General features: G+C 63.3%; 13 protein-coding genes. 5 read left to right on the top strand and 8 right to left on the bottom strand.

Annotated features, from left to right (window positions below; translation table 11 throughout):
- Nucleotides 1-47 precede the first annotated feature (47 nt).
- From ilvA to queF, 3 genes are read left to right on the top strand one after another with little or no spacing between them, the layout of a single operon-like run.
- Nucleotides 48-1,577, top strand: coding sequence for a threonine ammonia-lyase, biosynthetic (gene ilvA / locus AT302_RS04515; RefSeq protein ID WP_058377404.1), 1,530 nt, complete (start codon nt 48-50; stop codon nt 1,575-1,577).
- A gap of 51 nt (nt 1,578-1,628) precedes the next feature.
- On the top strand, nt 1,629-2,552 hold the full coding sequence (locus AT302_RS04510; RefSeq protein WP_058377403.1) for a 5'-nucleotidase: 924 nt from the start codon (nt 1,629-1,631) through the stop codon (nt 2,550-2,552).
- Nucleotides 2,539-3,366 (top strand): NADPH-dependent 7-cyano-7-deazaguanine reductase QueF, encoded by an 828-nt coding sequence (gene queF / locus AT302_RS04505; RefSeq protein ID WP_058377402.1) that lies wholly within the window; start codon nt 2,539-2,541, stop codon nt 3,364-3,366. The genes AT302_RS04510 and queF overlap by 14 nt, the downstream gene beginning before the upstream one ends.
- Nucleotides 3,367-3,403: 37 nt before the next feature.
- Here the strand turns inward: queF and AT302_RS04500 are convergent, their stop codons facing one another.
- From AT302_RS04500 to AT302_RS04480, 5 genes are all read right to left on the bottom strand, one after another.
- Nucleotides 3,404-3,814: a hypothetical protein gene (locus tag AT302_RS04500; protein WP_058377401.1), complete on the bottom strand. Its 411-nt coding sequence runs from the start codon at nt 3,812-3,814 to the stop codon at nt 3,404-3,406.
- A gap of 106 nt (nt 3,815-3,920) precedes the next feature.
- Nucleotides 3,921-4,415, bottom strand: coding sequence for a hypothetical protein (locus AT302_RS04495; protein WP_157125681.1), 495 nt, complete (start codon nt 4,413-4,415; stop codon nt 3,921-3,923).
- A 194-nt stretch (nt 4,416-4,609) separates the two neighbouring features.
- Nucleotides 4,610-4,996 (bottom strand): RidA family protein, encoded by a 387-nt coding sequence (locus AT302_RS04490; RefSeq protein WP_044457733.1) that lies wholly within the window; start codon nt 4,994-4,996, stop codon nt 4,610-4,612.
- A gap of 41 nt (nt 4,997-5,037) precedes the next feature.
- Nucleotides 5,038-6,531 carry an N-acyl-D-amino-acid deacylase family protein gene (locus AT302_RS04485; RefSeq protein WP_058377399.1) on the bottom strand — a complete coding sequence of 498 codons (1,494 nt, stop codon included), beginning with the start codon at nt 6,529-6,531 and terminating at the stop codon, nt 5,038-5,040.
- Between the two features lies 1 nt (nt 6,532).
- Nucleotides 6,533-7,414, bottom strand: coding sequence for a MurR/RpiR family transcriptional regulator (locus tag AT302_RS04480; protein ID WP_058377398.1), 882 nt, complete (start codon nt 7,412-7,414; stop codon nt 6,533-6,535).
- A gap of 175 nt (nt 7,415-7,589) precedes the next feature.
- Here AT302_RS04480 and AT302_RS04475 point away from each other — a divergent pair, with 175 nt between their 5' ends.
- A complete protein-coding gene (locus tag AT302_RS04475; protein WP_058377397.1) occupies nt 7,590-8,861 on the top strand; it encodes an amino acid deaminase in 1,272 nt (423 codons plus the stop codon).
- Between the two features lie 218 nt (nt 8,862-9,079).
- On the opposite strand, the gene AT302_RS04470 is transcribed toward AT302_RS04475, so the two are convergent.
- Both AT302_RS04470 and AT302_RS04465 read right to left on the bottom strand, forming a co-directional pair.
- Nucleotides 9,080-9,622 carry a MarR family winged helix-turn-helix transcriptional regulator gene (locus AT302_RS04470; protein ID WP_064675033.1) on the bottom strand — a complete coding sequence of 181 codons (543 nt, stop codon included), beginning with the start codon at nt 9,620-9,622 and terminating at the stop codon, nt 9,080-9,082.
- Between the two features lie 4 nt (nt 9,623-9,626).
- Entirely contained in the window at nt 9,627-11,222 is a 1,596-nt protein-coding gene (locus AT302_RS04465; RefSeq protein WP_058377396.1) for an MDR family MFS transporter, read from the bottom strand.
- Nucleotides 11,223-11,496: 274 nt separating this feature from the next.
- On the opposite strand from AT302_RS04465, the gene AT302_RS04460 reads away from it, so the two are divergent.
- A complete protein-coding gene (locus AT302_RS04460) occupies nt 11,497-11,994 on the top strand; it encodes a cupin domain-containing protein (RefSeq protein ID WP_058377395.1) in 498 nt (165 codons plus the stop codon).
- Between the two features lie 284 nt (nt 11,995-12,278).
- Here the strand turns inward: AT302_RS04460 and AT302_RS04455 are convergent, their stop codons facing one another.
- The gene (locus tag AT302_RS04455) at nt 12,279-24,896 is read right to left on the bottom strand and encodes a filamentous haemagglutinin family protein (protein WP_218918984.1); all 12,618 of its coding nucleotides are present in this window, start codon (nt 24,894-24,896) and stop codon (nt 12,279-12,281) included.
- Nucleotides 24,897-25,062: the final 166 nt, after the last annotated feature.

Genomic DNA, 25,062 nt, shown 5'->3' with positions numbered 1-25,062 from the left:
ATTGTCCTTTTGTTCCTGATGTGCCTAACCTGAAGAAGCCTTAAATCATGTCCGACGCAGCTCCCGAATATCTGAAGAAGATCCTCACCGCAAAAGTCTACGACGTCGCCAAGGAAAGCGAACTCGAATTGGCACGCACGCTCTCCATGCGGCTGCACAATCGAATTTACCTGAAGCGCGAAGACAACCAATCGGTGTTCTCCTTCAAGATTCGAGGCGCGTACAACAAGATGGCGAGCCTCAGTGAAGCCGAACGCGAACGCGGCGTGCTGACCGCCTCGGCGGGCAATCACGCACAGGGCGTGGCCTACTCCGCCGCACGTCTGGGCTGCAAGGCCGTGATCGTCATGCCGGTGACCACGCCGCAAGTGAAGATCGATGCCGTGCGCACCCACGGCGGGCGCAACGTCGAAGTCGTGCTCGCCGGCGACTCGTACAGCGACGCCTACGCACACGCCATGACCTTGCAGGAAGAGCGCGGCCTGACCTTCGTGCCGCCGTTCGACGACCCCGAAGTGATCGCCGGCCAGGGCACCATCGGCATGGAAATCCTGCGCCAGCATCAAGGCCCGCTGCACGCCATCTTCGTGCCGATCGGCGGTGGCGGTCTGGCCGCTGGCGTGGCCGCCTATGTCAAAGCGGTGCGCCCGGACATCAAGGTGATCGGCGTGCAATCGGTCGACTCCGACGCGATGGCGCAGTCGATCCATGCGGGCGAGCGCGTGCTGCTCAACGACGTGGGTCTCTTCGCCGACGGCACCGCCGTGAAGTATGTCGGCGCGGAAACCTTCCGTCTGTGCCAGAAGTATCTCGACGAAGTCGTGCGCGTCGACACCGACCAGCTCTGCGCCGCCATCAAAGATGTGTTTCAGGACACCCGCAGCGTGCTCGAACCGTCGGGCGCGCTGTCGGTGGCCGGTGCCAAGCTGTATGCCGAGCGCGAAAAGCTCAAGGGCGAAACGCTCGTGGCGATCACCTCGGGCGCGAACATGAACTTCGACCGCCTGCGCTTCGTGGCCGAGCGCGCCGAAGTCGGCGAAGCCCGCGAAGCCGTGTTTGCCGTCACCATCCCGGAGGCGCGCGGCAGCTTCAAGCGCTTCACCGAAGTGGTGGGCAGCCGCAATGTGACCGAGTTCAACTACCGAATTAGCGAAGCGTCCAGCGCCCACATCTTCGTGGGTATCCAGATGCACAACCGCGACGAAGGCACGCGCATCAAGGCCGGTTTCGAGCGTCATGGTTTCCCCACGCTCGACCTGTCCAACGACGAGCTCTCCAAGCAGCACATCCGTTACATGGTCGGCGGGCGTTCCGCGCTGGCAAGCAACGAAGTGCTGTTCCGCTTCGAATTCCCGGAGCGTCCCGGCGCGTTGATGAAATTCCTCTCGGCGATGAGCCCGAACTGGAATATCAGCCTGTTCCACTACCGGAATCAGGGCGCGGACTACAGCAACATTCTCGTGGGCATGCAGGTGCCGGATGAGGACAAGGCGGCGTTCAGCGACTTCCTCGCCACGCTCGGCTATCCTTATTGGGACGAAAGCAACAACCCCGTGTACAAGCTGTTCCTCGGGTAAGCCGTCGCATCATCTATTCATCCGAAACCGCATAGGAAACCGTCCGCCGCCATGCCGATCACGCTCGAAAACAAGCTCGTCGTTGCGATCTCCTCGCGCGCGCTGTTCGACTTCGAGGAGGAGAACCGCGTCTACGAGACCGGCGTGGCGAGCGGCGACGACCAGTCGTACATGCAGTACCAGCTCGACCGGCTCGACGTGCCTGCGCGTATCGGCGTGGCCTTTCCGCTGGTGCAAAAACTGCTCGCGTTCAATCGGGGCGATGAGCATCGCGTAGAAGTCGTGGTGCTCTCGCGTAATGATCCCGTGAGCGGTCTGCGCGTCTTCCGCTCGGCCAAACAAGAGGGGTTGAAGATCGAGCGCGGCGTATTTACGCGCGGACGCGAACCGTTCGGCTATCTCAACGCGCTCGGGGCGCACCTCTTCCTCTCGGTCAACGAAAACGATGTGCGCAGCGCACTGATGGCGGGCTTTCCTGCCGCGCGCGTGTACCCCGATTCGGCCAAAGAGGCGGAGCTGCATCCCGACGAAATTCGCATCGCGTTCGATGGCGACGCGGTGCTCTTCTCCGACGAGGCCGAGCAGATCTTCCAGCGCAACGGCCTCGATGCGTTTCAGCAGCACGAAACCGAGCGCGCCGCCACGCCGCTGCCGCCGGGGCCGTTCAAACCGCTGCTGCTCGCGCTGCACCGTTTGCAAGTGCTGGCGGGACAGGAAGTACCGGTGAAAATCCGCACGGCGCTTGTGACGGCACGCTCGGCACCTGCGCATGAGCGCGCCATCCGCACGTTGATGGACTGGAAGATCAACATCGACGAGGCCATGTTTTTGGGCGGGCTGGACAAAGGCGCATTCCTGCGCGAGTTCGAGCCCGATTTCTTTTTCGACGATCAGACACGCCATTGCGAGTCGGCCGCGCGGGTCACCCCGACCGGCCACGTCATCAGTGGCATAGCAAACCATGACAACGCCTGACCAATCTCCGCTCGGTAAAGAAGTTGGCTACACCGAGCAATACGACCCGTCTCTGCTGTTCCCGATTGCCCGCGCTCCGGCGCGTGGCGCCATCGGTGTGCCAGACGCCCTGCCGTTCTTCGGCGCCGACATCTGGAACGGCTACGAACTCTCGTGGCTCGGCGACAAGGGCAAGCCGCACATTGCGCTGCTCACGGCCATCGTGCCGGCCGACTCGCCGAACATCATCGAGTCGAAGTCGTTCAAGCTCTATCTGGGATCGTTCGCGCAGACCAAGCTGGCGAATGCCGACGCCGCGCGCGCGTTGATTCAACAGGATCTGTCGGAAGCGGCGGGCGCCTCGGTGCAGGTGAAGCTGGTCGAGCCGAGCGGCTTCGGCAAACTCCAACTGGACGAACTCGACGGCCTGCTCGTCGACCGTCTGGACGTCGAGACCGACATCTACTCGCCGGATGCCAGCCTGCTCAAAGCGGCGCAAGGCGAGCCGCATGTGGAAGAAACGCTGGTCTCGAATCTGCTTAAGTCGAACTGCCCGGTGACCGGACAGCCCGACTGGGGCAGCTTGCAGATTCGCTACAACGGCCCGCCGATCGATCAGGAAGGCCTGCTGAAGTACGTGATCTCGTATCGCCGGCACACTGGCTTTCACGAGCAATGCGTGGAAGGCATCTTCATGGACATCATGCGGCAGTGCAAGCCGACGCAGTTGGCCGTGTATGCGCGTTACACGCGGCGCGGCGGGCTCGACATCAACCCGTTCCGCACCAACTTCACGCAGCCGATGCCGGATAACGCCCGCACCGCACGTCAGTAATTCAGGCCCTGCATCAACGCCTGCATTAACGCCTGAATCAACACCGGAGCCCGAGCGCCGCAAGATGCTTTTGCGCGGTGCTGGCCACCGGCGCATGTCTCGGCTGTCCGTCGCAACGCAAGAGCGTCTCTTTCAATGCGCGGACCGCCGGCCCCCAGCATCGCAACCGTAGCAGACATTCCCCGACGCGATACATCGGCCCGGGCGCCGTCTCGTCCAACATGGCGGCCGCGATGAGCAGCGGCAACGCCGCCTCGGCCTCGCCCGCGCGGCAAAGCGCCAGCCCGAGCGCAACGGCATAGTCGGGTTCCAGCGGACACGCCGACAGCAGCGGTGCGAAGCACTCGACGGCGTGAATAAAATCGCCACGCTCGAACGCGCCGTAGCCGCATCGGTACACGGCGTCGCACTGTGCGCTATCCCACTCGCCCGGCTGCGGAAGCGCCATGTCAGGCACCGCAGACACTGACGAATCGCCCTCGCGTATCGCCTCCAGCGCGATCTCGATCTGGCTCGCGATGCTCCTTGACGTCGGCCCGGGGCGAACCATTCGATTAGATGTGTCCACTGGCACCCACCTCCGTGTCATGGGTTATCGGGCTGCTGTGTCGCCCCGATGCAAGCGGTCTCGACGGCTCGCCGCGGCATGCGGTCACGCATCGGCAGGCATGCCGCAGACCTGACGCCACCAACACCAGCGACAACGCGCCCATCGTCCCGCCTACGGCGTAACGTATGTGCTTGTCCGCCGCGGTCGGTGGCGGGTCGGTATTGAACGCATCGTCGTAGAACGCGAGATAGCTGGCAGCCGCCGCCCCCGCCGTGCCGAGTGCCGTGAGCGCGACGGCGACCCAACCATTCACGTAAGCCGATTGACTGCGCTCGCTGATCGAACGCCGTGATGCCCGGCCGCACGAGCGCATGTCATCGGGCGGCGTCAGTCCCTCGATGTTGAACAATTCGTCGCCGTCGCCGCCATCTGCGCCGCGGCGCAACTGCACGACAGCGACGCGCGGTACCGTCCCCATCGAAATCGATTCTGTCCTCACAAGTCGCCTCCTCGCTAAATGAGAGACGCCATCGTGCAGGCGCGAATCCGGTATCGCCATCGAAGCCGAACCGCAGACTTTGCGGAACCGTCACCGACGTGTCCGTCCTTGCCGATACGTCTGCTGAATCCAGACGCGGAAAAACAAACGGCCGACACATCGGTCGGCCGTTTGTCGCGTACTTGGACTTCTCGTCAGGCGGCGGGCTTCTTGTAGGCCACGCAATCCACTTCGACCTTGCAGTCGATGACCATGCTCGACACCACGCAGGCGCGTGCCGGCGGATGATCGCCAAAGTATTCCTTGAACACCTTGTTGAACGAGGCAAAGTCGCGCGGGTCATCGAGCCACACGCCGATACGCATCACGTGCTCGGTGCCGTAGCCGGCTTCCGTAAGGATCGCGATCATGTTCTGAATCGCCTGATGCGACTGTGCGACGATGCCGCCGTCGATCACTTCGCCGTCTTTCATCGGGGTCTGTCCCGAGACGAACAGGAAGCCGTCGGCTTCGGTAGCTCGTGCAAAGGGCATGCGTTGGCCGCCCGTGCCCTGCCCGCCTTCTACGCCATATCGTTTGATGCTCATCATCGCTCCTTTCGACAAAACTGCCTGAACTGCATTTACAAAACCGGTTGGGGCGTGCCGCGCCGCACGAAGCGGCCCGAGCGCGCCGCCGACGTCGGGGCGCGGTCCTGCCACGACAACACGCCATTGACCCACACCGCCGCAATACCGAACGCGGGCTGCATCGGGTCGGTAAACGTCGCCGCGTCGCCCACGGTTTCCGGATCGAACAAGACCAGATCGGCCCAATAACCTTCACGCACGAAGCCACGTCCCGTCAGCCCGAACCGCTCTGCCGAGAGGCCGGTCATCTTGTGCACCGCCTCGGCGAGCGGGAACAATTGCTGCTCGCGGCTATAACGACCGAGCACGCGCGGGAATGCACCCCACAGACGCGGGTGCGGCAGCGGGTCATTCGGCAAACCGTCCGAGCCCACGACGGTCGCGGGGTGACGCAAAATCCGGCGCACATCGTCTTCTTCCATGCAGTGATAGACGGCACCGGCCGGTTGCAGCCGCTTGGCCGCTTCCATCAGATCGACGCCCCATTCAGCGGCAATCGTCGCCAGCAACTTGCCGCCTTGCGCCGGATGCGGTTGCGACCACGTGACGAGAATGTCGAAGTCGTCGGTCACTTGCTTGAGATCGAGCGTGCTCGAACTGGCCGTGTATGGATAACAATCGCAGCCGACCGGCTGGTAGCGTTGCGCCTTGTCCACGGCGTCGAGAATCTCTGCGCTGCGGCCCCAGTTGTCGACACCGGCGCACTTTAGATGCGAGATGACCACCGGCACGCGCGCATGGCGGCCGATGCGAAACGCTTCATCGAGCGCTTCCAGAATTTGCGCGAATTCGGTGCGCAGATGTGTCGCGTACAGACCACCGGCTTGCGCCAGCGGCTCGGCGAGCGCGAGCACTTCTTCCGTGGGCGCTGCGTTGGCATTGGCGTAAGCGAGACCGGTCGAGAGACCCAGCGCGCCGTGATCGAGCGCCTCGCGCAGTTGTGCGCGCATGCCTTCGATTTCCGCCTCGGTGGCCCCACGATCGAGCCGATCCATATGATTGCTGCGCAGCGCCGTATGACCGATGAGCGCTGCCACGTTGATGGCAGGCTGGGCCTTTTCGAGTGCTTCGACGTAAGCGGCGAACGTCGGGTACTGGAACGCCTCGGCCTCGCCAAGCAGGTTCATCGGATCGGGCGGATCGCCCTTGAGCGACACCGGCGACGCGCTGATGCCGCAATTGCCGACGACCACCGTCGTGACGCCTTGCGACAGCTTGGGCGTCATTTCCGGGGCGCGCACGACGTTGGTGTCATCGTGGGTGTGCACGTCGATGAAGCCGGGGCTCAGCACCTGACCGGCCCCGTCGATGCGTTGTGCCGCTTGCCAGTCCGACAGCGTGCCCGTCGGCGCAATCGCATGAATGCGGCCATCGCGCAATGCCACGTCGAAGCGCGCATCGGACATCGTGGCGCCCGAGCCATCGGCCACGCGCACATTGGTAATCAGCGTGTCCACGGTTTGTGCGGTTGCAGGGGTATCAGTCATATCAATCTCCCAGAGGCTGGCGATCACCGCCGCCCCGATGCGTGTCGAGCACGTACTTGATCCGCCGCAGCAGCGCCTGACTCTGCGGCTTGGCCAGCAGCGCCAGCTCCGTGGCGAGCACATCCATGGCCAGCAACATGGCGTAGCGAGACGACGACGGTTTGAAAATGAAATCGGTTTCCAGCGCGCGAATCGGCAGCACTTCGTCGGCGAGCGCCGCCAGCGGCGAGCCGGTGGCCGTGATCGCGATCAACTGCGCGCCGTATTCGCGAGCGACCTCGCAGGCCGACAGCAACTCCGGCGTGTGGCCGCTGACGGAAAACGCCAGCACCACGTCCTCGCGATTCAGCGTGCCCGCCACCATGCGCGCCAGCACGGCGTCCTGATAGCTGGCAATCGGGCGCCCGAGCCGCACAAGCCGGTAACGGGCTTCGTCGGCCATGAGCGACGAACCGCCGCCCATCCCGAACGCGTAGACCATGCGGGCGGACGCGAGGCGTTCGGCAGCGCGCCGCACGGTGTCCGGCTTGATGAGCGCGCGGTGCACCTGTAGCGTTGTCTGAATATCGTCCGCGATGCGATCGATCGTCTCGCCCGAGCCGTCCTGTGCGTTGGCGGCGTTCGCGCCAAAGAAGCGCTGCCCGACCACCGCCGCCTGCGCCAGACGAAGTTTGAGGTCGCGCACGTCGCGGCAGCCCATCGCCTTCGCAAAACGCGTGACGCTCGCCTCGCTCACGCCGGCCCGATCTGCGAGCACGTTGATCGATGACGCAGCTGCGCCCGCCACGTCCTCGAGCACCACCTGCGCGACCTTGCGCTCGGCTTGGCTCAGGGCGTCGCTGCGTTCTGCCACGCGCGTCACGATATCGAAGGACTCGGTCATGTATTGGGTCGCGGATTGGGTCGGTGTGTGGCCCTGACAGGCGCCGGTTTCAGATGTTGACGAATTTTTGGTACTTTATAACAAAATTGTCAAACGCTGGTAATTCAACGCTATTATAGGAGCCATTCTGCTAATGGCGAGGCATGGCCCGCGGGCTCTTCGTGGAGAATTCTCAATGACTGATACAAACTATCAACATGGCATGATCGATACCCTCAACAAGGGGCTCGGCGCATTGGATGCCGCCTTGGCGCCGTCGGCCACGACGGGACTGGGCTGGAATTTGCTGAACGAAGACCTGAGCCTGCCGACAGCGGTGCTCTACGAGGACAAGATTCGCCACAACCTCGCGTGGATGCAGCGTTTCGTCCACGAATACGGGGTGAAGCTCGCGCCGCACGGCAAAACGACGATGGCGCCGAAGCTGTTCCGCCGTCAGTTGGACGGTGGCGCGTGGGGCATCACGCTGGCCACTGCGCAGCAAACCAATGCCGCGTATCACCATGGCGTGCGTCGCGTGTTGATGGCCAACCAGTTGGTCGGCAAGCGCAACATGACGATGATTGCCGACCTGCTCGCCGATCCGAATTTCGAGTTTTTCTGTCTGGTGGATTCCGCCGCAGCGGTCGCGCATCTGGGTGAGTTCTTCCGCGCCCGCAAGCAGCAGATTCAGGTGCTGATCGAGTTGGGCGTGACGGGTGGCCGTACCGGTGTGCGCGATGCCACGCAACAGCAGGCGGTGCTCGATGCCCTTACCGAGTACAAAGACGCCGTGAAGCTTGCGGGTGTCGAAGTCTACGAGGGCGTACTCACCACGGAAGCCGATATTCGCGCGTTCCTGCAACGTGCGGTCGGCATCACGCGCGAGCTGATCGCGGCGGGTCGCATCGAGCGCACACCGGCGGTGCTCTCTGGGGCGGGTTCGGCGTGGTACGACATCGTCGCGGAAGAGTTCGCCAACAAGGACGTGGGCGCGCCGCTCGACGTGGTGCTTCGTCCCGGCTGCTATCTCACGCACGACGTGGGCATCTACAAAGCGGCGCAGGCGCAGATCGCCACGCGCAACCCGATCGCAAAGCAAATGCGCTCGCAACTGCAACCGGCGCTGCAACTGTGGGCGTACGTGCAGTCGATTCCGGAAGCCGAGCGCGCGATCATTGCACTGGGCAAGCGCGACGCGGCGTTTGATGCGGGCATGCCGGAACCGGCACAACGCTTCCGTCCGGGCAAGGACAAGGCCCCGGCCGCGACGCCCGAGCATTGGGAAATCACCGGCATGATGGATCAGCACGCTTATCTGCGCATTGCACCGGGCGACGACATCCAAGTGGGCGACATGATCGCGTTCGACATCTCGCACCCGTGCCTCACCTTCGACAAGTGGCGTCACTTGCCAGTCGTCGATGGCGATTACAACGTGGTCGAAGTCGTGCAGACGTTCTTCTGATCGACGGACGAACGCGCAGGTGAAAGCAAAGAAGCCGCCCGAGGGCGGCTTCTTGCATTGAGGCGGGTGCGATCGCCACACAAGGCTGACGGGCTGACCGAATGGCGGGCTGACTGTCGGGCTGACTGTTGGGCTGACCGTCGGCTGACTGTTGGGCTGACTGTTGGGCTGACTGTCGGCTGACTGTTGGGCTGACTGTCGGCTGACTGGCGAACTGATTACGTGACTATCGACTTTTTCGCCGCACGCTTGCGCGGTGGCGTTGAAACCTCCGGCGTCGTGTCATTACCCTTCTCGACGACAGCCTTACCTGCGTCCTCACCGCCGCGCGCACGCGACGATACCGACTTGAAGCGCGCTTCGAGATGAACCAATGCGCTTTCCAGCGCGGCGATGTCGGCTGCGGTCATGCCGTCGAGCGCATCGTCGAAGAACGCCTGACGGCGCGGCGTGGCTTCATCATGCACGCGCTGGCCATCATCGGTGAGCGTGACATTGGTGAGCCGGTTGTCATCGGGATCGGTCACGCGCGTGAGCCAGCCCAGCGCTTCCATCGATTGCAGTTGGCGCGTGAGTTGCGCGGGATCGAGGCGGCAGTGTTCAGCGAGAAACTTCTGCGAACAGGTACCGCGCTCGGCCAGCGCAAAAATGATTCGCCAGCGTGGCAGCGGGTGCCCGACCTTGGCGTCGAACGCGGTCATCATGGCGCGATACGTCAGACTCAGTTGCTGAATGACGTTGCGTTTCAGTGGTGTCGGCATGGGGTTACTCTCCGGCGGGCGGCGTCGGCTTGGCGCCGCGCGTCAGACGAATGAGCGGCACACGGCGAACAAACCACAGCCCGGCAAGTGCCGCAGCGAGCGACAGCATCTGTCCGTTGTGAATGGCGCCGACGAGCGCCGTGCGCGATGCTTCGATCAGCAGCGCACCGTTCTGCCCCATATGGGCCACCGTGGCCAGAAAATCGCTCTGCGCTTGCGCGTTGACGAGAATCTGCGGATCGGTGAGTTGCGCCGTCCATTGCTGGCCGCCGGTAGCGACAAGCGATTCCTTCACGCGCGCGGTGTAGCTATGCCCCACGAGCGTACCGACGATTGCCGTCCCGAGCATGCCGCCAATCATGCGCAGCGACTGCATGAGCGCGGTGGCAATGCCAAGGTGCGCGCGTCCCGCCACTTCTTGCGCGAACACCGTGAGGTTCGGCAACACGAAGCCGAGACCCAGACCGGCGAGCAGCATATAGAAAGCGATGAGGCCATGCGGCGTGCCGCGATGCGTGGTGATCACGCCTGCACAAGCAACCGCGAGCAATAAAAAGCCGCCATACAGCATCACATTCGGATTACGCAGACGCGTGATCAGCCGGCCATTGGCAATACTGCCGACGGTGATACACACCACCATGGGCGTAATCAACAAGCCAGTTTCGCGGGGCGACAGACCAAAGCCGCCTTGCAACATCAACGGCGCGTAGAACAGCACACCGAACATCGAAAAGCCGCCAAAGACCGCCAGCACGAAGAGCGCCGCCAGACTCGGGTTACGGAACATTTCGAACGGAATAATCGGATGCGACGTGCGTTGCTCCCACCAGTAGAGCGCGAGCGACGTCACGACGAACGCGACGAAGAGAAACACCACGCCACGCGAGAGACCGTCTGCCGGCAACCATTCGACCAGCATTTGCAGGCTGCCGAGTGCGGCGGCGATCAGCAGCGCGCCCAGCCAGTCGAGACTGGCCTTGCCGTGGTCGTCGGCGCGCATATGGGGCAGATGGCGAGCGACAAACCATAGGCCGAGCAAGCCGACGGGGAGGTTCACGTAGAACACCGAGCGCCAGCCATAGGCTTCGGTGAGAAAGCCACCGAGCGAGGGGCCGATGGCGTTGGCAATACCGAACGCTGAGCTGAGCATGACTTGCCAGCGCAGGCGCACGTGCGGATCGGGGAACAGTTCAGGAATGCAGGCGAAGGCGGTACCGACGAGCATGCCGCCGCCGATGCCTTGCAGCGCACGCGCGATCACGAGGAACGGCATGCTGTTCGCCGCACCACACAGGACGGAAGCCCCGGTGAATACGACGATGGCGGCGATCACAAACGGCTTTCGCCCGTAGTAGTCGCCGAGCCGGCCGAAGATCGGCACGGTGATGACGGAGGTGAGCAGATACGACGTGGCAACCCACGCGTAGTACTCGAACCCCTTGAGTTCAGCGACGATGGTCGGCAGCGCGGTCCCGACGACGGTCTGGTCGAGCGCGACCAGCATCGTACAGAAACACAGACCCAGCATCGCCACGATGGACTGCCGAAAAGGCAACACCTGCCCCGCCGAATGCGGGGTGGACGGATTAGAAGACATTTTTTGGACGGATCAATGTTTGATCAGTCAACGATTCTATCACGTTAGTTGCGGAGGGCGCTGAGGCGGTGTATATCGGAATAAAAACGGTAACGGCGTAGCGGAGTTGGGGTGTCTCTTCCGAGGGCAGTCGCACATTCTTGTGCGCCAGGCTACAGACAGTATGAATGCGCTATCGAGTCGGCTGTGCGCGCCAAGTTTGGTAGCCAGGCATCTCCGAATTGTTGCCCCGGCGCCTCCGCAGATGACACCTTTCCTGTTCGGAGTATTCGCGATGAGCACAGACGCATCCACTCTTGAGCCAATCACAATTGGTGGCCTGACAATACGCTATCTCATAGACGGATCCGCCACGAAGGGTATGGGCGTCTTCGAGTTGACTATCGCCTCGGGAGCAAACGTTCCGCCGCCACATAGTCACACCCACAATGAAGAATGCGTATACGCCCTGGAGGGGCTCATCCGCTATTCCGTTGACGGTGTAGTCAGGGATCTGGCACCGGGCGAGTGGATGCACACACCCAAGGGCTCCGTCCATGCGTTCAGCAACCCTCATCAAGCCACTGCCAAGGCACTCATCGTCCTTACCCCTGACCTGGGTGCGCAATACTTTCTGGATGTACAGGGAGTTGTGAATACCGGCGGGCCGCCAGACCGCCAGAAGTTGTTGGCAGTCATGTCCCGCTACGGGCTCGTTCCTAGCCCTCCGATTCCAGCAGCCGCCCAACAATCGATTGAAGGGGATGCGCCCGCTTCGCAAGGACGCCCATGACGTAAGCGTTGAATGGCAGTCGAATGCCGCCATTCGTTATCAGCGGCGTTAATACGATGCAGACGCGTCCAGTTGCACCGCATCATCCTATGCTGACTCTTTCACCCGCCTAGTTCCCGATCGATTTCATACGCGCCGGTGTTCAACTACCCAACGAGTCCCTATTAAGCCGCGTCCGCCCCAAGCATTTCTCGGACCACAGGTCACCCCCCAATAAAACAGCCCACCGACTGACCTGACACTCAGCCCGATGGGCTCCCCCCCTGACGATTCAACCTCGAGACTTACCGATCCTGCCGCAACGCCAGACGTTCCGCATCGCTCAAACGAGACCACAACGCCTGATCGACCTTCTCCCCCAGCCCCACGATCTGCACCGGGTTCGACGCGTTGTAGCCGGTGGTCGTGGGTGACAGCGACGAGCGCAACGGTGCCGCTCTGCCCGCTTCCCCGGGCGCCGGTTCACTACCCTGCCCCAACGTGCGCACCGTGAAGATCGACGGCTGTGACTGACGTGCGGCATTGCGCTCACGCTGCACGGCGTCCTGTGCCGCAGTAGCCGCCTGCGATGCGCTCGCACTGGCGTTAGTCAGCGCGGCAACGTTCACACCAGCGACAACCGGCAATCCCGCCGACTTGCCCTGCACCTGAATGTTTGCGGCATTTACCACTTGCAGCGCCACCAGGTTCAGACTGCCCGACACACGAATGCCCGCCTCGCCAGCATCGATCGTCCCCAACGGCGCCAGCAGATCGACGTCGCCTGCCTTCACTTCGGGAATCGGATTGAGCGTCGCAATCCCGGCACCGGTACTCGGCACCTGCGGCGATAGCTTGACGTTGCCCCATTGGTCATACTCACGCTTGGGCGGCGTGTACACCACGGTGGACTTTGAGCCCCGGCCGGCGTTGATGTCGCCTTCCGACGACCATCCCAGAATGTCGCCGCCAAACGTCGTCATGATGCGGCTCTGCCCCAGCAAGATGCTGCCGTGCGAGAACATCTCGATGTTGCCGCCCCCTTGCGTCAACACCCCCGATTGCGCAGGCGGTGCCGCACCTTCAATGCCAACCACCATTCGGCCACCCGGCGTCAGCATCTGAATATCGCCGCCGAAATTGGTTCGGACGAAACCACTGCGCGGCGCATATTCATACCGCCGGTTGAGTTCGTCATACGTGGTGCGCAGCCCCCGGAACATCACGATATCGCCGGCGTACGTCACCGGGTTGCCATCGGCATCGATCTCGGGTGCAAGTGCGGCAATCGCATTGCGGCTGCGCAGGAAGCTACCGTAGCGCGGGCTCGCCGGATCGTTGTACTCGCGACCGCCGGCCTTCAACTCCGCAAAATAGACGTTGCGGGCAAAGACACGCTGCTGCGCCACCGGCAACGCGAAATAGAAGGCCCGCGCTTCGTCTGCCGTCCCCGAGAATCCGTAACGTTCGCCAAGCCATGTCACGAGTTCGGTTTCGTACGTCTTGACGACCTTGCCCGCCTGATCGGCCAGCGGTACACCGGTACGCGCCAGATTCGTCGCGTCCAGATACGGTTTGACGAACTGGAGGTAATCCAGCCCCTTCGCCCCCACGCCCGCCTGCATGGCGATGCTCGCCCCGGGGCGCGTGTCGCTCGACACCACCGGCCCCAGACTCGTAACCCCCGCTCGATCCTCCATCAGAATGTTGCGACCGGCACTGATATCCAAGGTGCCGGGGCCGGCCACGTTGAACGTGCTGTACAGAATGTCGCGACCGGCGGACACCACCGAAACATCGGACGCGTTGCTGTGCACGAACAAGTTCCCCGTGCCGGTGTAGCCGAACTCGGCATTCCCGATTCCCGCACCGTCCTCGAGCACCAGACTCCCGCTTCTCACGATGTCGCGCCCTGCCCGCATGGCGACCGGCCCGCCTTCGTACCACGTGCGGCCGAGTCTCGGGTCTTTTTCGAAGAAGTTTCCTTTGCCGGTGAACTTCAGGACACGTCCAGTGTTCACGCCGACGAGATCACCCTCCACCGCGTAAAAGAGCGACGTTGACGCGCCCGTATTCGGCAACCCTGCCGCAGAGTTTGCACCGAAGACAAACATCGGGAACGTCGAGCCGTTCGCGCGATTACCGTCCCCCGCATAGTTGCGGGCGTCCGCCGTCGACGCGTATGACCCCCCAATGGGGTACAGCCATGCGAGATACGCAGGCCGTTGCGGTGTTGGCATCGTGCTCGTCGGCGCGCTCGACGGGCTGACCGTGAACACCCCTGCGAAAATCGAATCGGCTGCGAGAAATTGCAACTCACCGCCCGACGCCGACGGCGCAAGCAGCAGGGGCGTGGGGGAGACACTGCTGTCAGCTTGGTAGAAACGAACCGCCTGGCCGTAGTACAGGCTGCCACTCGGCGCCACCGCCCGCAGAATCGATGGGTACACGATCCCCTCATCGGTGACGGTGCCGACCATGCTCGTCAAGGGGGTGAGATTTCCCCCGGCGGACACCATATCGATGGCGGTGCGATTCGTCCACAAGGTGAACCAGCTCCAGCCATAACCATTGATGGCGGATTTGCTCACGTAGGGCGAATAAAACTCCAACGGCAAGCGGCCCGGGTCCGCGACGTCCTGCGTGACCTGATCCGACAATGAATACAGGCTAAAGGTGGCGTCCCCCGGCACGAGTGTGAACCCGCCCCGCGCAATGCCTCGCGTCGACCGGAAAGCATCGAAGGCGCGCGTTTCATTCGGCGTATGTTGGGTGGACGTGCTCCCGTAGATAAGATCGATCGCGCCGATCGTCGCGGCCTTGATCTCCGTATGACCTCGCAGATTGGTGACCACGCCGTTTGCGTGATTGAGGGCGCTCACACCGATCGGATTGATCGCACCGCTCACACGCACGTCGAGATCGCCGCCGCCGGTCAAGGAGATGCTGCCATCCGGCGCGACGCGCCCGGTGCCCCCGACGGCCAGCGCAAGCCCCTGCGGACGCGCGTTCACGTTGATGTCATACCGGCTGCCCACGAGCCTTGCCAACTGACCTGCGTCGCCGTCGACCTGCGCCGTGAGATTGCCGCCACCCAGCGTTCCGAAGCCGGTAAAGCCGACCAGACGCGTGACACCGTTACCCAACCCACTGACAAAACTACCGAAGTTGATCCACCATGCCGTAGGCTGCGCCGGTGCACCGATATCGACATCGGCACTGCCCTGACGCCAGAGCCACGTGCCGACATTGGCGCTGTCATAGCCGGCATCCTCCGGCAGCGGTCGCGTGGAGCTCGCCCCGCTCGGTTGCAGCAACGATCCCGTCAGGTTCCCCCCGACGCGCAGCAACAGATTGCCGCCCTGATCGGGATACCACGCGCGATACAAGCTCTCCTCGCCGCCGTTCACGAACGGCTCGTTGTTGCCCGCCACTTCGCTGAGCACCTTGCCCAACGAATTTTTCCCGCGCGGTTGATTGAACGGGTCCCCCGGACGCGTGGCGCTCGACGACGTGCCTGCGGTATAGACCCCGAACAGCGAGTCCATGCGCATGTTGCCGCCACTGAGCAGTTCCAGATCGCCCGTGCCCGTGCGCAACACGCTAAAGCGTTGGTTCGTCGGGGAGTAGGCATAGGTCATGCCCGGGGTCGTACACCATGTCGGGTTGTCCTCGCACAAGGTTGGCCAATTCAAGCCCACGGTATCCACCACATCACCCGCGCGAACGCTCGGGTCGGCAAATTCGTCCGCACCCTGTTGGGTCCAGGTGTAGCTCACCTTCACCTGGCAGTTTTCTGAATCGTTCTTACAAAACTCTTCGGCCGTCATGTCGACGCCAATGCTCTTGAGAAAATCATCTTCGATCTTCTCCCCCGCCACAATGCCGTCGATGCCGAGGTCTGCGGCGGCTTGCGTCCAGTATCCGACCCCCTTGGGCGGAATACCCCGGCCATACATGCCGTAGTGACTGTCCGCCAGTCGCAGATCGCCATGCGGCGGGCGCGCTTGCACAATGCGGCTGTCGGCGGCATCGGTGTCCGCGCCTGCCACCAGTCGCATCGACCATGACTGCGATCCCTCCGGCAACATTTGTGCGAGCGCCCACACCTTGCCCTGACGTCCGCCAATCTCCGGGCGCAATGCCACCGAGTCGGCATCCCCCGGCAGTTTGACGTCGGTTCCCGACGGGATGATCGCACCGGCAGCAAGCGCTTTGGCGCCGTTAAGCGATACGAAGTTTCGCGTCAGGGTCCCCTCTCCCGGATCCGGCATACCGGGCAACGGTATGCCTTTCGGCCAGGTCATCGCGCTGACACTCACGCCAGAGGCGAACACCGACCCTGCGTCGAGACGCGCGTTCGCGGCGATGGTGACCGTCGTTTTCAGGACGGTGCCCGCCGCGTAAAGCACGTTGCCGGCGCTATCGCGTATGGCGGCTGCGAGCACCGTACCGGCAGGCAACACCAACGGCTGGGCAAGTGTGACCGACACCGGCACACGCGCCCCTGCCGGGATAACGAAGCCTCTGATCGGCACGTCGTAATTGAGGACAGAACCGACGGGGAACGCCGTGCCGTCGGCCAGCGTCACACCCACGCCCGGCACCACGATGTCGTCGCCGCCGAAGTTGATCCCCTTCAACAGCATCCAGCCCGAGTCGTCCTTGGTTGCCGGCGGCGGCGAGAAGCCGTCGTTGATGCTGCCGAAAATGTCGAGATTGCCGCCAGCGCGTACGGTCAACATGCCCACTTCGCCCGAGCCATAGACACCGGTCTTCGCCGACAGCGGATTCAGGCTCGCATAGCGGTAGCCGGACAGATCCACGTCGCCACGAACCACCATGTCACCGTCGGCGGTCTTGCTGACGATTTCAACGCCGGGACGCAAATGCAAAACGTTGAGGTAGTTGGCGTTGTTCAACCCCGCCATCTTCGTGTTTAGCAGATTGCCGTTGGCCAGCGCATGGTCGATGAATTGCGTGCTGTCGGCGTGTTTGGCGTCGAGGTAGGCCTGATCGATCACCTGATACGGACGGCCACCCGCCGCCAGTTCCAGCACCACATTGCCGTTAGCGTCCTTGGCGGTTGCATAAGGCGCATCGGCGTAACGCTGCATGCCATTCAGGGCAATCGATTTCGCGCCGCGAATCGTCACGCCGCTGCGGGCATCGATGGCGATGTCGCCATACGTCGGGGCGTCGGCATCGTCGACACGGCCCTGACTGCCCACGCGCGGGGCATTCAGCGTCAGCGTGCCGCGCGACACCCCATCGTTGCGCCCCGGCCCTGTACCAAACATCGCCCCTGTGCCGTGACGCAGATCAATCTGCGCACCGCCCGCCATCGTCAGCGTGCCATCACCCGAGCTCAGTTCGACGATGGCCCGGTTCGGGCTGTCGATGATCTTGCCGTAACTGTCCACACGCAGCAGCGTGCCATGCGCGTCAAGGACGGCGCCGTCGGTCAACGTCAGCCCATTTTTTGCGGCCAGACGGATGGTGCCGACAGCGTCTCCGCTCGCATCGATGCGCCCTGCCACCGTCAGGCGGCCATTGTCGACAGACACGTTGACTTCGCCCGCCTTGACCTCATTACCGATCGTCAGATCGCCGCGTTTGAGCTGGAAGCTGCGACCGCCCAATACGCCTCCCTCGTTCAGACGCGTGTTGAGTGCCGCGAACTCGGTATCCAAGGACCCCGCACCCAGCGATTGCGCACGGACTTCCACCCGGGCGGACTTGAACGGCACGAGCGTGCCGCTCGCGTCGTAATACCCGCTGCCCTTGCCCAGAATCCTGCCTTGCAAGTCCACCTGCCCCGCCGCCGCATCGAGGGCCACTGCTTTGAGCGTGCCTGCGCTGCTGTTGACGGCGGAGATGTCGATCGTCGACGCCGCAGACTGAAAGATGTTGCCGCCACGGCTTTCCAGCACGACGTCGCCGCCCCACGTGTATTTGTCGATGTCGAAGAAGCTTCGCTTGCGTCCGGCCAGATCGATCTGCGCGCTGTCGGCCAGCGTCAGGTCCTTGTCGGCAATCAGCGTGAGCTTGCCGCTCGGCAACACCACGGTGGTGGCCACACGCAAGGTGTCGCCGTGCAGTGTCAGATCCGCCCCCAACGCGTCAATATCGCGGGAGCGGTCGATGGGCGTTGCGCCCACCGGTGCCGCCACGGAAATCGCCCCGCCTGCCGTGATTCGGCTGGACGAACCTGCCGCCCCCGTCATCAGGGGTGTCGTCAGGTTTAGGTTGCCGCCTTGGTATTGGAACCCGGTGTAGGTGTCGTAAGCGCCTTGCGACTGATACACCGACAGGCTGCCCCGGTGGTTCGACGTAATGCGCTCGCTGGCCTTGATGTTGACGTTCGCGAAGCCCAGCGCCAGCCGCTCGTACGAGGTCACACTGCTCGGCTGAGCGAACGGGCTGAAGCCGAATTCGAAGCGATCCGTCTCCAGATTCAGCGTCCCGGCCCCCGTGCCTGCGCCGCCGGCAATCACCGTGCCGGGCGTGTTCGAGGTGCCGCCCCAGACGAGATTCGCCGTGCGAATTGTCGCGACGCTTGCGCTGTCGCCTTGCCCATACATGGCCGGGGTCGTCAGCACCAGACGGCTCAGCGACGACTTGCCGGTGGCCTTGTCATAAGTATCGAGTACCGAGTCGCCATAGAAATTGATGCTGTTTGCGGCGCTCAGCGTGAGCGTTTCCAACGCGGGGGCGCCTGTCAACGTGTCACCGTGCAGCAAACGATCCAGCACGCGCTGGTTCATCGCCAGACCCGCAGCAGCGGTGCCGTTTGCCTGTGCCGCTGCGAGCGCCTGCGTGGACCCGATGTTGATCGCGCCCACGGCCAGCGTCAGATTGCGCGTGCCGTAGCGCACCGCGTCATCGATGGTGAATGTCCCGGTGGTCGACGCGGCCAGCGTGCCTTCCGAATAGAGCGTTGTCGTGCCGACACATGCGCCGGTGGGACACACACCGATCTCCAGTGCGCCACGCGCGCTACTGGTCGACGGCAAGATATTGAGCAGCCCGTTGGACGCGGCAAGCACATAGCGGTCCGCTTTATAGACGAAGCCGTCGTTGGCGTCGTAAGCGACCTTGCCACGGCCGAGCGTATTGATACTCGCGCCCTGCTCCACCCGGATCAGGCCGCCGGGTGCCGTCGGGTCGGATGATTCCGATGCCACCAGAAAGACTTCCGGTGCCGAAAGCGTGGTGCCGCTGCGCAGGTAGATCTCCAGCGGTGTATTTTCACCGAACGTCACATAGTTGCCGCCTTGCCCGTAGGTCGTCGCTGTCATGCCGCCGATGACCATGCGGGCTGCGCCGATATTGTTCAGGCTGTCTGCCCGCAGCGTGACGCCGGCAAACCCGGCGGTGGCCTGCGCGGCGACAATTTCGATCGCCTGCTTTTGACCCACGTTAGGCACGACAACGGATACCGTCCCCCCGTACCCCCCCGCTGCGGGTGCAAAGCGACCGATGCCGTCGAACCGGAAGGCATTCGCCCCCGCCCCTTGCTGCAACGTCAGTTGAAGCGTCTTCGCGTCGGCCGGCAATCCGGGACGTGGAATCCCTCGTCGAGCGGCATCCGCCAGCGAAAATGCGGTGAATCCGGTTTCGTTGTACTGAGAATAGGTCCGCAGGACCTTTGCAGGCGTGAGAATGATCTGGCTGGCGAGGCTATCGTGCGTACCGGTTCCTGCGACCGACAGCGTGCCGGACGCCGACCACGATCCATTGCGCATTGCCAGCGCCGCCCCGCCTGCGCCCTGTCCCGCGCGTGCGTTGATCTCCACCCGGAATGCGCCCGGCAGCAGCGCATAGGTCGAGGGCATCAGCGTGTAAGTGCCTGCCGGAAGTCCCGGCACCCCCGCGCCAATGGTGATCTGACGGCCGATGGCCGGATCGGCGGCACCGCCGCCCGACGACGGCGCGTAGCCACTTTGTGTGCCCGGCACAATCGCGTACACCGGATTGGTCTTCAGGTCCGGCAACGTCAGTCCGCCGTTCGGCCCCACTTGCACCAGCGGATAGAAGCGAGCGTCCGTGGACCCTCCTCGCCCGGAGACGAAGCCTGCCCCCGTCAGTTCCCCGCCGCCGGAAAGGTCCAGCACTGCGCCGCTATCGACAGTGATCGACTTCCCGCCCAGCACCATACCCCGTACGAGGTTGCCGCGGAAGTCAGACCCGCCCACACCGTCCGGCGTGACGTCTTTGCCGTTGTACTGCCAGCTTTGCCCATCGGTCGTGCCGCCGTACGGCATGACAAGCCCGGCACCGCTCACGGAACTCACGCTCCCGGGGAGCAGGTGAACGTTCAGCGTGACCTGATCGTTGAAGCCGGTTGCGCCGAAGCGAAGGCGTCCAAGCGGCGCGCGAACGATCCCGCCCTGTTCGATATTCGCTGCCAGCAGCGAAAGCGTGCCGAACACCGAGAATGGGACATCGGGGATGGTATCGGTCGTGCGTGCAATGGTCAGCGTGCGTTTCGGGTCGTACCCGCTCGCAATGCTTCCCGCGATAACGGCAGCCCCCGCGTTCGTATCCGGGTACAGCTGTGCCGCGCGCAGCGTGATGTCGCCGGGACCGGCCAGCGACGTGGCAGGCGCTTGCCCGTCCCATCCGTCGACCGTCGCCATGAAGCGCAGGTCTCCACGACTGGTCAATTCGATGAGGTCGGCATTGAACATCGTATTCCCGCGCACGTCGATCAGATTAGCGAGGGCGTCCATTTTGGCGATGACCGGACGGACCTGTGGCGTCGTTGTGCCGGGGGTGACATAGCCGTCCCGGCCGCCCGGACGTTGCATGGCCAGACGAAGGTACGAGGATTCAAGATGCACGTTCGGCGAACCGGTGGAACCCGCCACCGTGGTGATACCCCCGTAGAACTGAAGATTCTGGTTGACCTTGAGCGACACGTCACCGGCAACGGCGGTGGATGCGAACAACGAGAGATTGTCGAAGCCGCCCGCGTTGATCTGGGCAACGGACAAACGGCCATAACCGTACGTCAACGCCGCAGCCGCCTGCGCGGGCGTCTGAATCGTGCGCAACGGGCTGGCGCTCTGCGTTTGTTCGAGAATCAGTTCGCGTGTTTTCAAGACACGTTGGGTGGCGTCGTTCTTCCGGTACATCGCGGTAATTTGCGCCACCGACAGGGTGCCGCCGGCCGCGCTCCCGCCACCCGATGCGGCCTTGAACGCGCCGTCCAGATAAAGACCGCTGTTGGATGCCAGCGAGATGCTGCCGCCATTCGATGCGACGAGCCGGGCCCCTTGCATGTCGACGTTGAGCGTTGCCTGCGCACCCGACGCATCGAGCACTGCGCCATCACGCACGACAATGAACAGGTCCGAGCCCGTTGCGGTGCCGTTGACGTGATTGATATCGCCACCGATAACGATGTTGCCGCCATTGCGCACGAAGCCGTAGGGATTGCCGTGCGCGTCGAACGCCGTGGCGGCGCGGGCTGCGACGTCAAGCACGGCGTTCTCGCCGATCCAGATCGAGCGGCCGTGCCCGATGGCATTCACAGTCTCGGCGAGCAGTCCGTTCTCCTTCATGTCGCCGAGCGTGATATTGCCGCCCCAGGCGTTGAGGGTGCCATCGATCGTCATCTGACCGACGCTGTTCAGCGTGATCGATTGGCTCGGATCGACGCTGACGACGGCCCCCTTGCCGATCGTCAATTGCGATGTCGCCATGTCCGCTGCCGTAGACAGATAGTTACCCGTCTGGAACAACAGACTTGCGCCCTTGCGCTGGGTCAGTTTGGCTTTGGCGGCGTCGACCTGATACAACGGCGGCGTCCATACGGTGAACATGTCACGCAGGTCTCCGGTCGTCAGATCGCGGGTTTCATCGGCGCGACGATAGACCGGCATGGTGACGTCAACGTACGTGCCGTCGTTGACCGCCACGCCCGATGCCCCCGTGACGCGGTAGCTGGAGAACCCCTTGTTGAAGAATCCGGCATCCCACGCCAACGTGCCGGGTTCCGGCGCGGTCGATGGGCCGCCGATGACGATCTTGCGCGACTGGACATCCAGCGTACCGCCGCCGCTAAAGCCATAGGCACGAATCGCAGCGTCCGGATCGATGGCCAGCGTTGCGCCGTTGCCCACGGCCGCCAGCGTCACGTCGCCGCCACGTCCGCCCTGCAACTTGCCGTCGCTCATGACCGCCAAACCGGAGGACACGTCGATGACGCTGCCACGCGCGAGTGCCAGATTGCCGCTACCGCGAATGGAGACACTGCCACCGTCGCGATACGGCAGACCATCGACACCATCGGGGGACGTCAACAAGTTGCGCCAAAAGCCGCTCGCGTCGAGTTTCACCCCTTCGGCAATGGCCACGTTCCCGATGGGCGATGCCGCATTGGCGACGGTATCGGCGAGACCGTTCTGGCCCATCTGATTCAGCAGGCTGCCAATCTGGATTCGCCCGCCATGCGCCGTCACATCGGCGTTCACGGCAATATCGTTGCCAAACAGCGTGAGCGTGCCGCCCGAGGCCACCTGAAGTGCGCTGCCCACCTCGATCTTGTCCTTGGCTGCCACACGGATCGCACCGAGGGCAAAGCCGTTGAGCAACGACGTGTCGAGTACCAGCCCGCCCTGACGCTCGGCAGGCAGTGCCGTCTTGAGATCCAGCCCCGCCGCAATCTTCGCCTGCGTATCGCGCAGGTCGACCTGACGCATCACCGCGCTCAGGTTGTCGTACAGCAGCCCGCTCGTCTTGTCATACATCGGCTGGATGTTGCCGACGATCAGTTGACCGCGACGGGCGGCAGCGTTCTGCGACTGGTTGTACGAATCGAGGTCGGGTGCCGGTGTTTGCGTCTGGTGCGCGCCCTGAAACACATCACCCACGATGCCGCCTTCGAGCACGGCACCTTGGGTCGAAATCACGAGACGGCCGGCGTCGCGGCCAACCGTGTAACCATTTTCCAGCCGCTTGGGCGATGCGATGAACGGCGTCGCGTAGTACTGCGTCGCCTTGTCGCCCCAGCGCGCGTGAATGTCCTCGAAACCCTTGTATATGCCGGTGTATAGCAAGTCGCCGGGGGCCGACGATACCTCGTAAAGACGTCCGTCAGCGCCCTTGAGCCACGTCTGGTTCAGGTAGCCCGTCTGCACATTGAACGTGCCGCCCGACAGGTTGATCTTCGAGCCGGCCTGTGTAACGACGTCTTTGCCGCTGAAAGTCAGCGAGCCGCCCTGCGCCATCCATTCGCCGGCCGTATGACCTTGTGTGCTGAGATAGCCGCCGACTTCCAGCAAGCCGCCAGCGGTGTACCAACGGTCGCTGTCGTAGCCGTTCGTGCCCTTCGGGACAAACACGACTTTGCGCCGGTCGATCCACACGTCATTGCTGTTGAGCAGCAGGTTGTCGCGATTGCCCGGCGCGTCGCGTTGCTCGTTGCCCTGTACGTTGACCTTGACGTTGTTGCTCTCCATCGACAGATTGACGCCGACCGCACCCGAGACATCGAGTTGCGCACGGTCGCGCACGAGACTGCGTGCCGCGGCGTTGACGACAATCTGCCCGCCAGTGGCAAGCGTCAACGAATCCGGCAGAAAGTCGACGGTCCCGGAACTCGTGATTTCCACGCGCGACTGATCGCGACGGTCATTCACCGGGTTGATGTCGTACGGGCTGTCGACGGGCGGTCCGAGCAGGGAACTGCGCTGGCTATTCAACGCGCTGCCATTGCCTTCGATGACGATAGCGCTCGTTGCCCCGGGGCCGAGGGCCACCTTGCCGTCTGCGCCGAGCGCCGCGAAATGCAGGGTACCGCGCGTGTTCACCGTCGTCGTGGCGATGGCAACGGCATTTTGCTGTACGTCGCGCCCAACGAGCGATACATCGCCCTCCCGCGCCACGATCAGCCCAGTATTGCGAACCAGCCCCGACGCGCTATTCGCATCGAACTGCGGCGTGACCATGTTGCCACGCGTCGTCAACGTGGGATCACTGTCAGTGCCGACACCCCGCCGGATGATGAAGCTGTCGCCCGCCGCCATGGCGGTCTGCCCTCGGGGTGTGGCAATGCTGCCCGCGTTGTGGACTTCCTGCCCGAGCAGCAGCACGTAACCGCCCCCGTCCGTCGACGCGTTCGGTGCGCGCGTGGCGATCTGTGCGCCCGCCTGCACCTGCACCTTGCCTGCCGCCCCCGTGAAGGTGGACGTGCTCGTGCCAGTGCCGTAAATACCGTTGTTCTTGAACTGATCGTTCGTGATGCTGGCGGCGGCTGCCACGAGGTTACGCGTATCGACCTGACTCGTGCCCGTGAACAAAATCCCGTTGCGGTTCGCGATCAGTACGGTGCCGTCCGCCTTGATCTGGCCCTGAATCACACTCGGACGCGCCTGCGGATCGTTCACGCGGTTGAGCACGGCCCAATCGCGCTGTTGATCGAACGCGACGGTCGTGTTCTTGCCAACGTTGAACGTCTCCCAGTTCAGAATGGCTTTGTCGGCGGTCTGGCGGACGGCGACCGTGGTCTTGCCGTCGGACGTCGTCTGCGTCGGCGCGTTCGCGTTGATCCAGCCTTGCGTCAGGCTGTTGGTATCGACTTTGAGGCCACCCGTGGCCAGTCCATCCGGCACGGAAGCATCGTTTTGCGCGGCCTGACGCGCTGCCGCTTGCATCGATTGTTGCGCAGCAACGGCCTGCGCCGTGATGCCCAGGTTATCGATGGAGCGCTGCAACTGGATGTTCGCGAGACGCTGCTGCTCCGAGGGCGTATTGAGCGAAGACACCGGCATACCATTGGGCAACCGGCCCGTCTGCGCCGCCGTGCTTTGCGCTGCTCCCCGGGCAGCGAACCATGCAGGGCTGAACGCCTGCTGGGCGTGGGCGTCGACGAACAGACCTCCCGTCGCAAGGGCTATCGCCACGGCGCGCGTCATCGGCGAGACACGGGACAACCGATGATTTTTATTAGGATGCCGTAATTTTTGTGATGCGCCCTTGTGCCCGCGTGTGTTCATCTCAAATCCTGCCGATAGAGGGTGCCATACCCGTTCGACTGCCCGCCCCGTGCCGGACAGTCCTGTTCATCGCGTCGCGCGCGGC

This window comes from Pandoraea norimbergensis, assembly GCF_001465545.3.
In the GTDB taxonomy this organism is placed as follows: Bacteria; Pseudomonadota; Gammaproteobacteria; order Burkholderiales; family Burkholderiaceae; genus Pandoraea; species Pandoraea norimbergensis.
The sequence above is the reverse complement of the archived record's forward strand: the minus strand, read 5'-3'. Positions and strand labels throughout refer to the sequence as shown.

Excerpts from the sequence above, each read along its gene's own strand:
- AT302_RS04475 (WP_058377397.1), top strand. The coding sequence starts at position 7,590 with ATGACTGATACAAACTATCAACATGGCATGATCGATACCCTCAACAAG.
- AT302_RS04455 (WP_218918984.1), bottom strand. The coding sequence starts at position 24,896 with ATGACGCGCGCCGTGGCGATAGCCCTTGCGACGGGAGGTCTGTTCGTC.
- ilvA (WP_058377404.1), top strand. The coding sequence starts at position 48 with ATGTCCGACGCAGCTCCCGAATATCTGAAGAAGATCCTCACCGCAAAA.
- AT302_RS04460 (WP_058377395.1), top strand. The coding sequence starts at position 11,497 with ATGAGCACAGACGCATCCACTCTTGAGCCAATCACAATTGGTGGCCTG.
- AT302_RS04500 (WP_058377401.1), bottom strand. The coding sequence starts at position 3,814 with ATGGCGCTTCCGCAGCCGGGCGAGTGGGATAGCGCACAGTGCGACGCC.
- queF (WP_058377402.1), top strand. The coding sequence starts at position 2,539 with ATGACAACGCCTGACCAATCTCCGCTCGGTAAAGAAGTTGGCTACACC.
- AT302_RS04480 (WP_058377398.1), bottom strand. The coding sequence starts at position 7,414 with ATGACCGAGTCCTTCGATATCGTGACGCGCGTGGCAGAACGCAGCGAC.
- AT302_RS04465 (WP_058377396.1), bottom strand. The coding sequence starts at position 11,222 with ATGTCTTCTAATCCGTCCACCCCGCATTCGGCGGGGCAGGTGTTGCCT.
- AT302_RS04510 (WP_058377403.1), top strand. The coding sequence starts at position 1,629 with ATGCCGATCACGCTCGAAAACAAGCTCGTCGTTGCGATCTCCTCGCGC.
- AT302_RS04470 (WP_064675033.1), bottom strand. The coding sequence starts at position 9,622 with ATGCCGACACCACTGAAACGCAACGTCATTCAGCAACTGAGTCTGACG.
- AT302_RS04485 (WP_058377399.1), bottom strand. The coding sequence starts at position 6,531 with ATGACTGATACCCCTGCAACCGCACAAACCGTGGACACGCTGATTACC.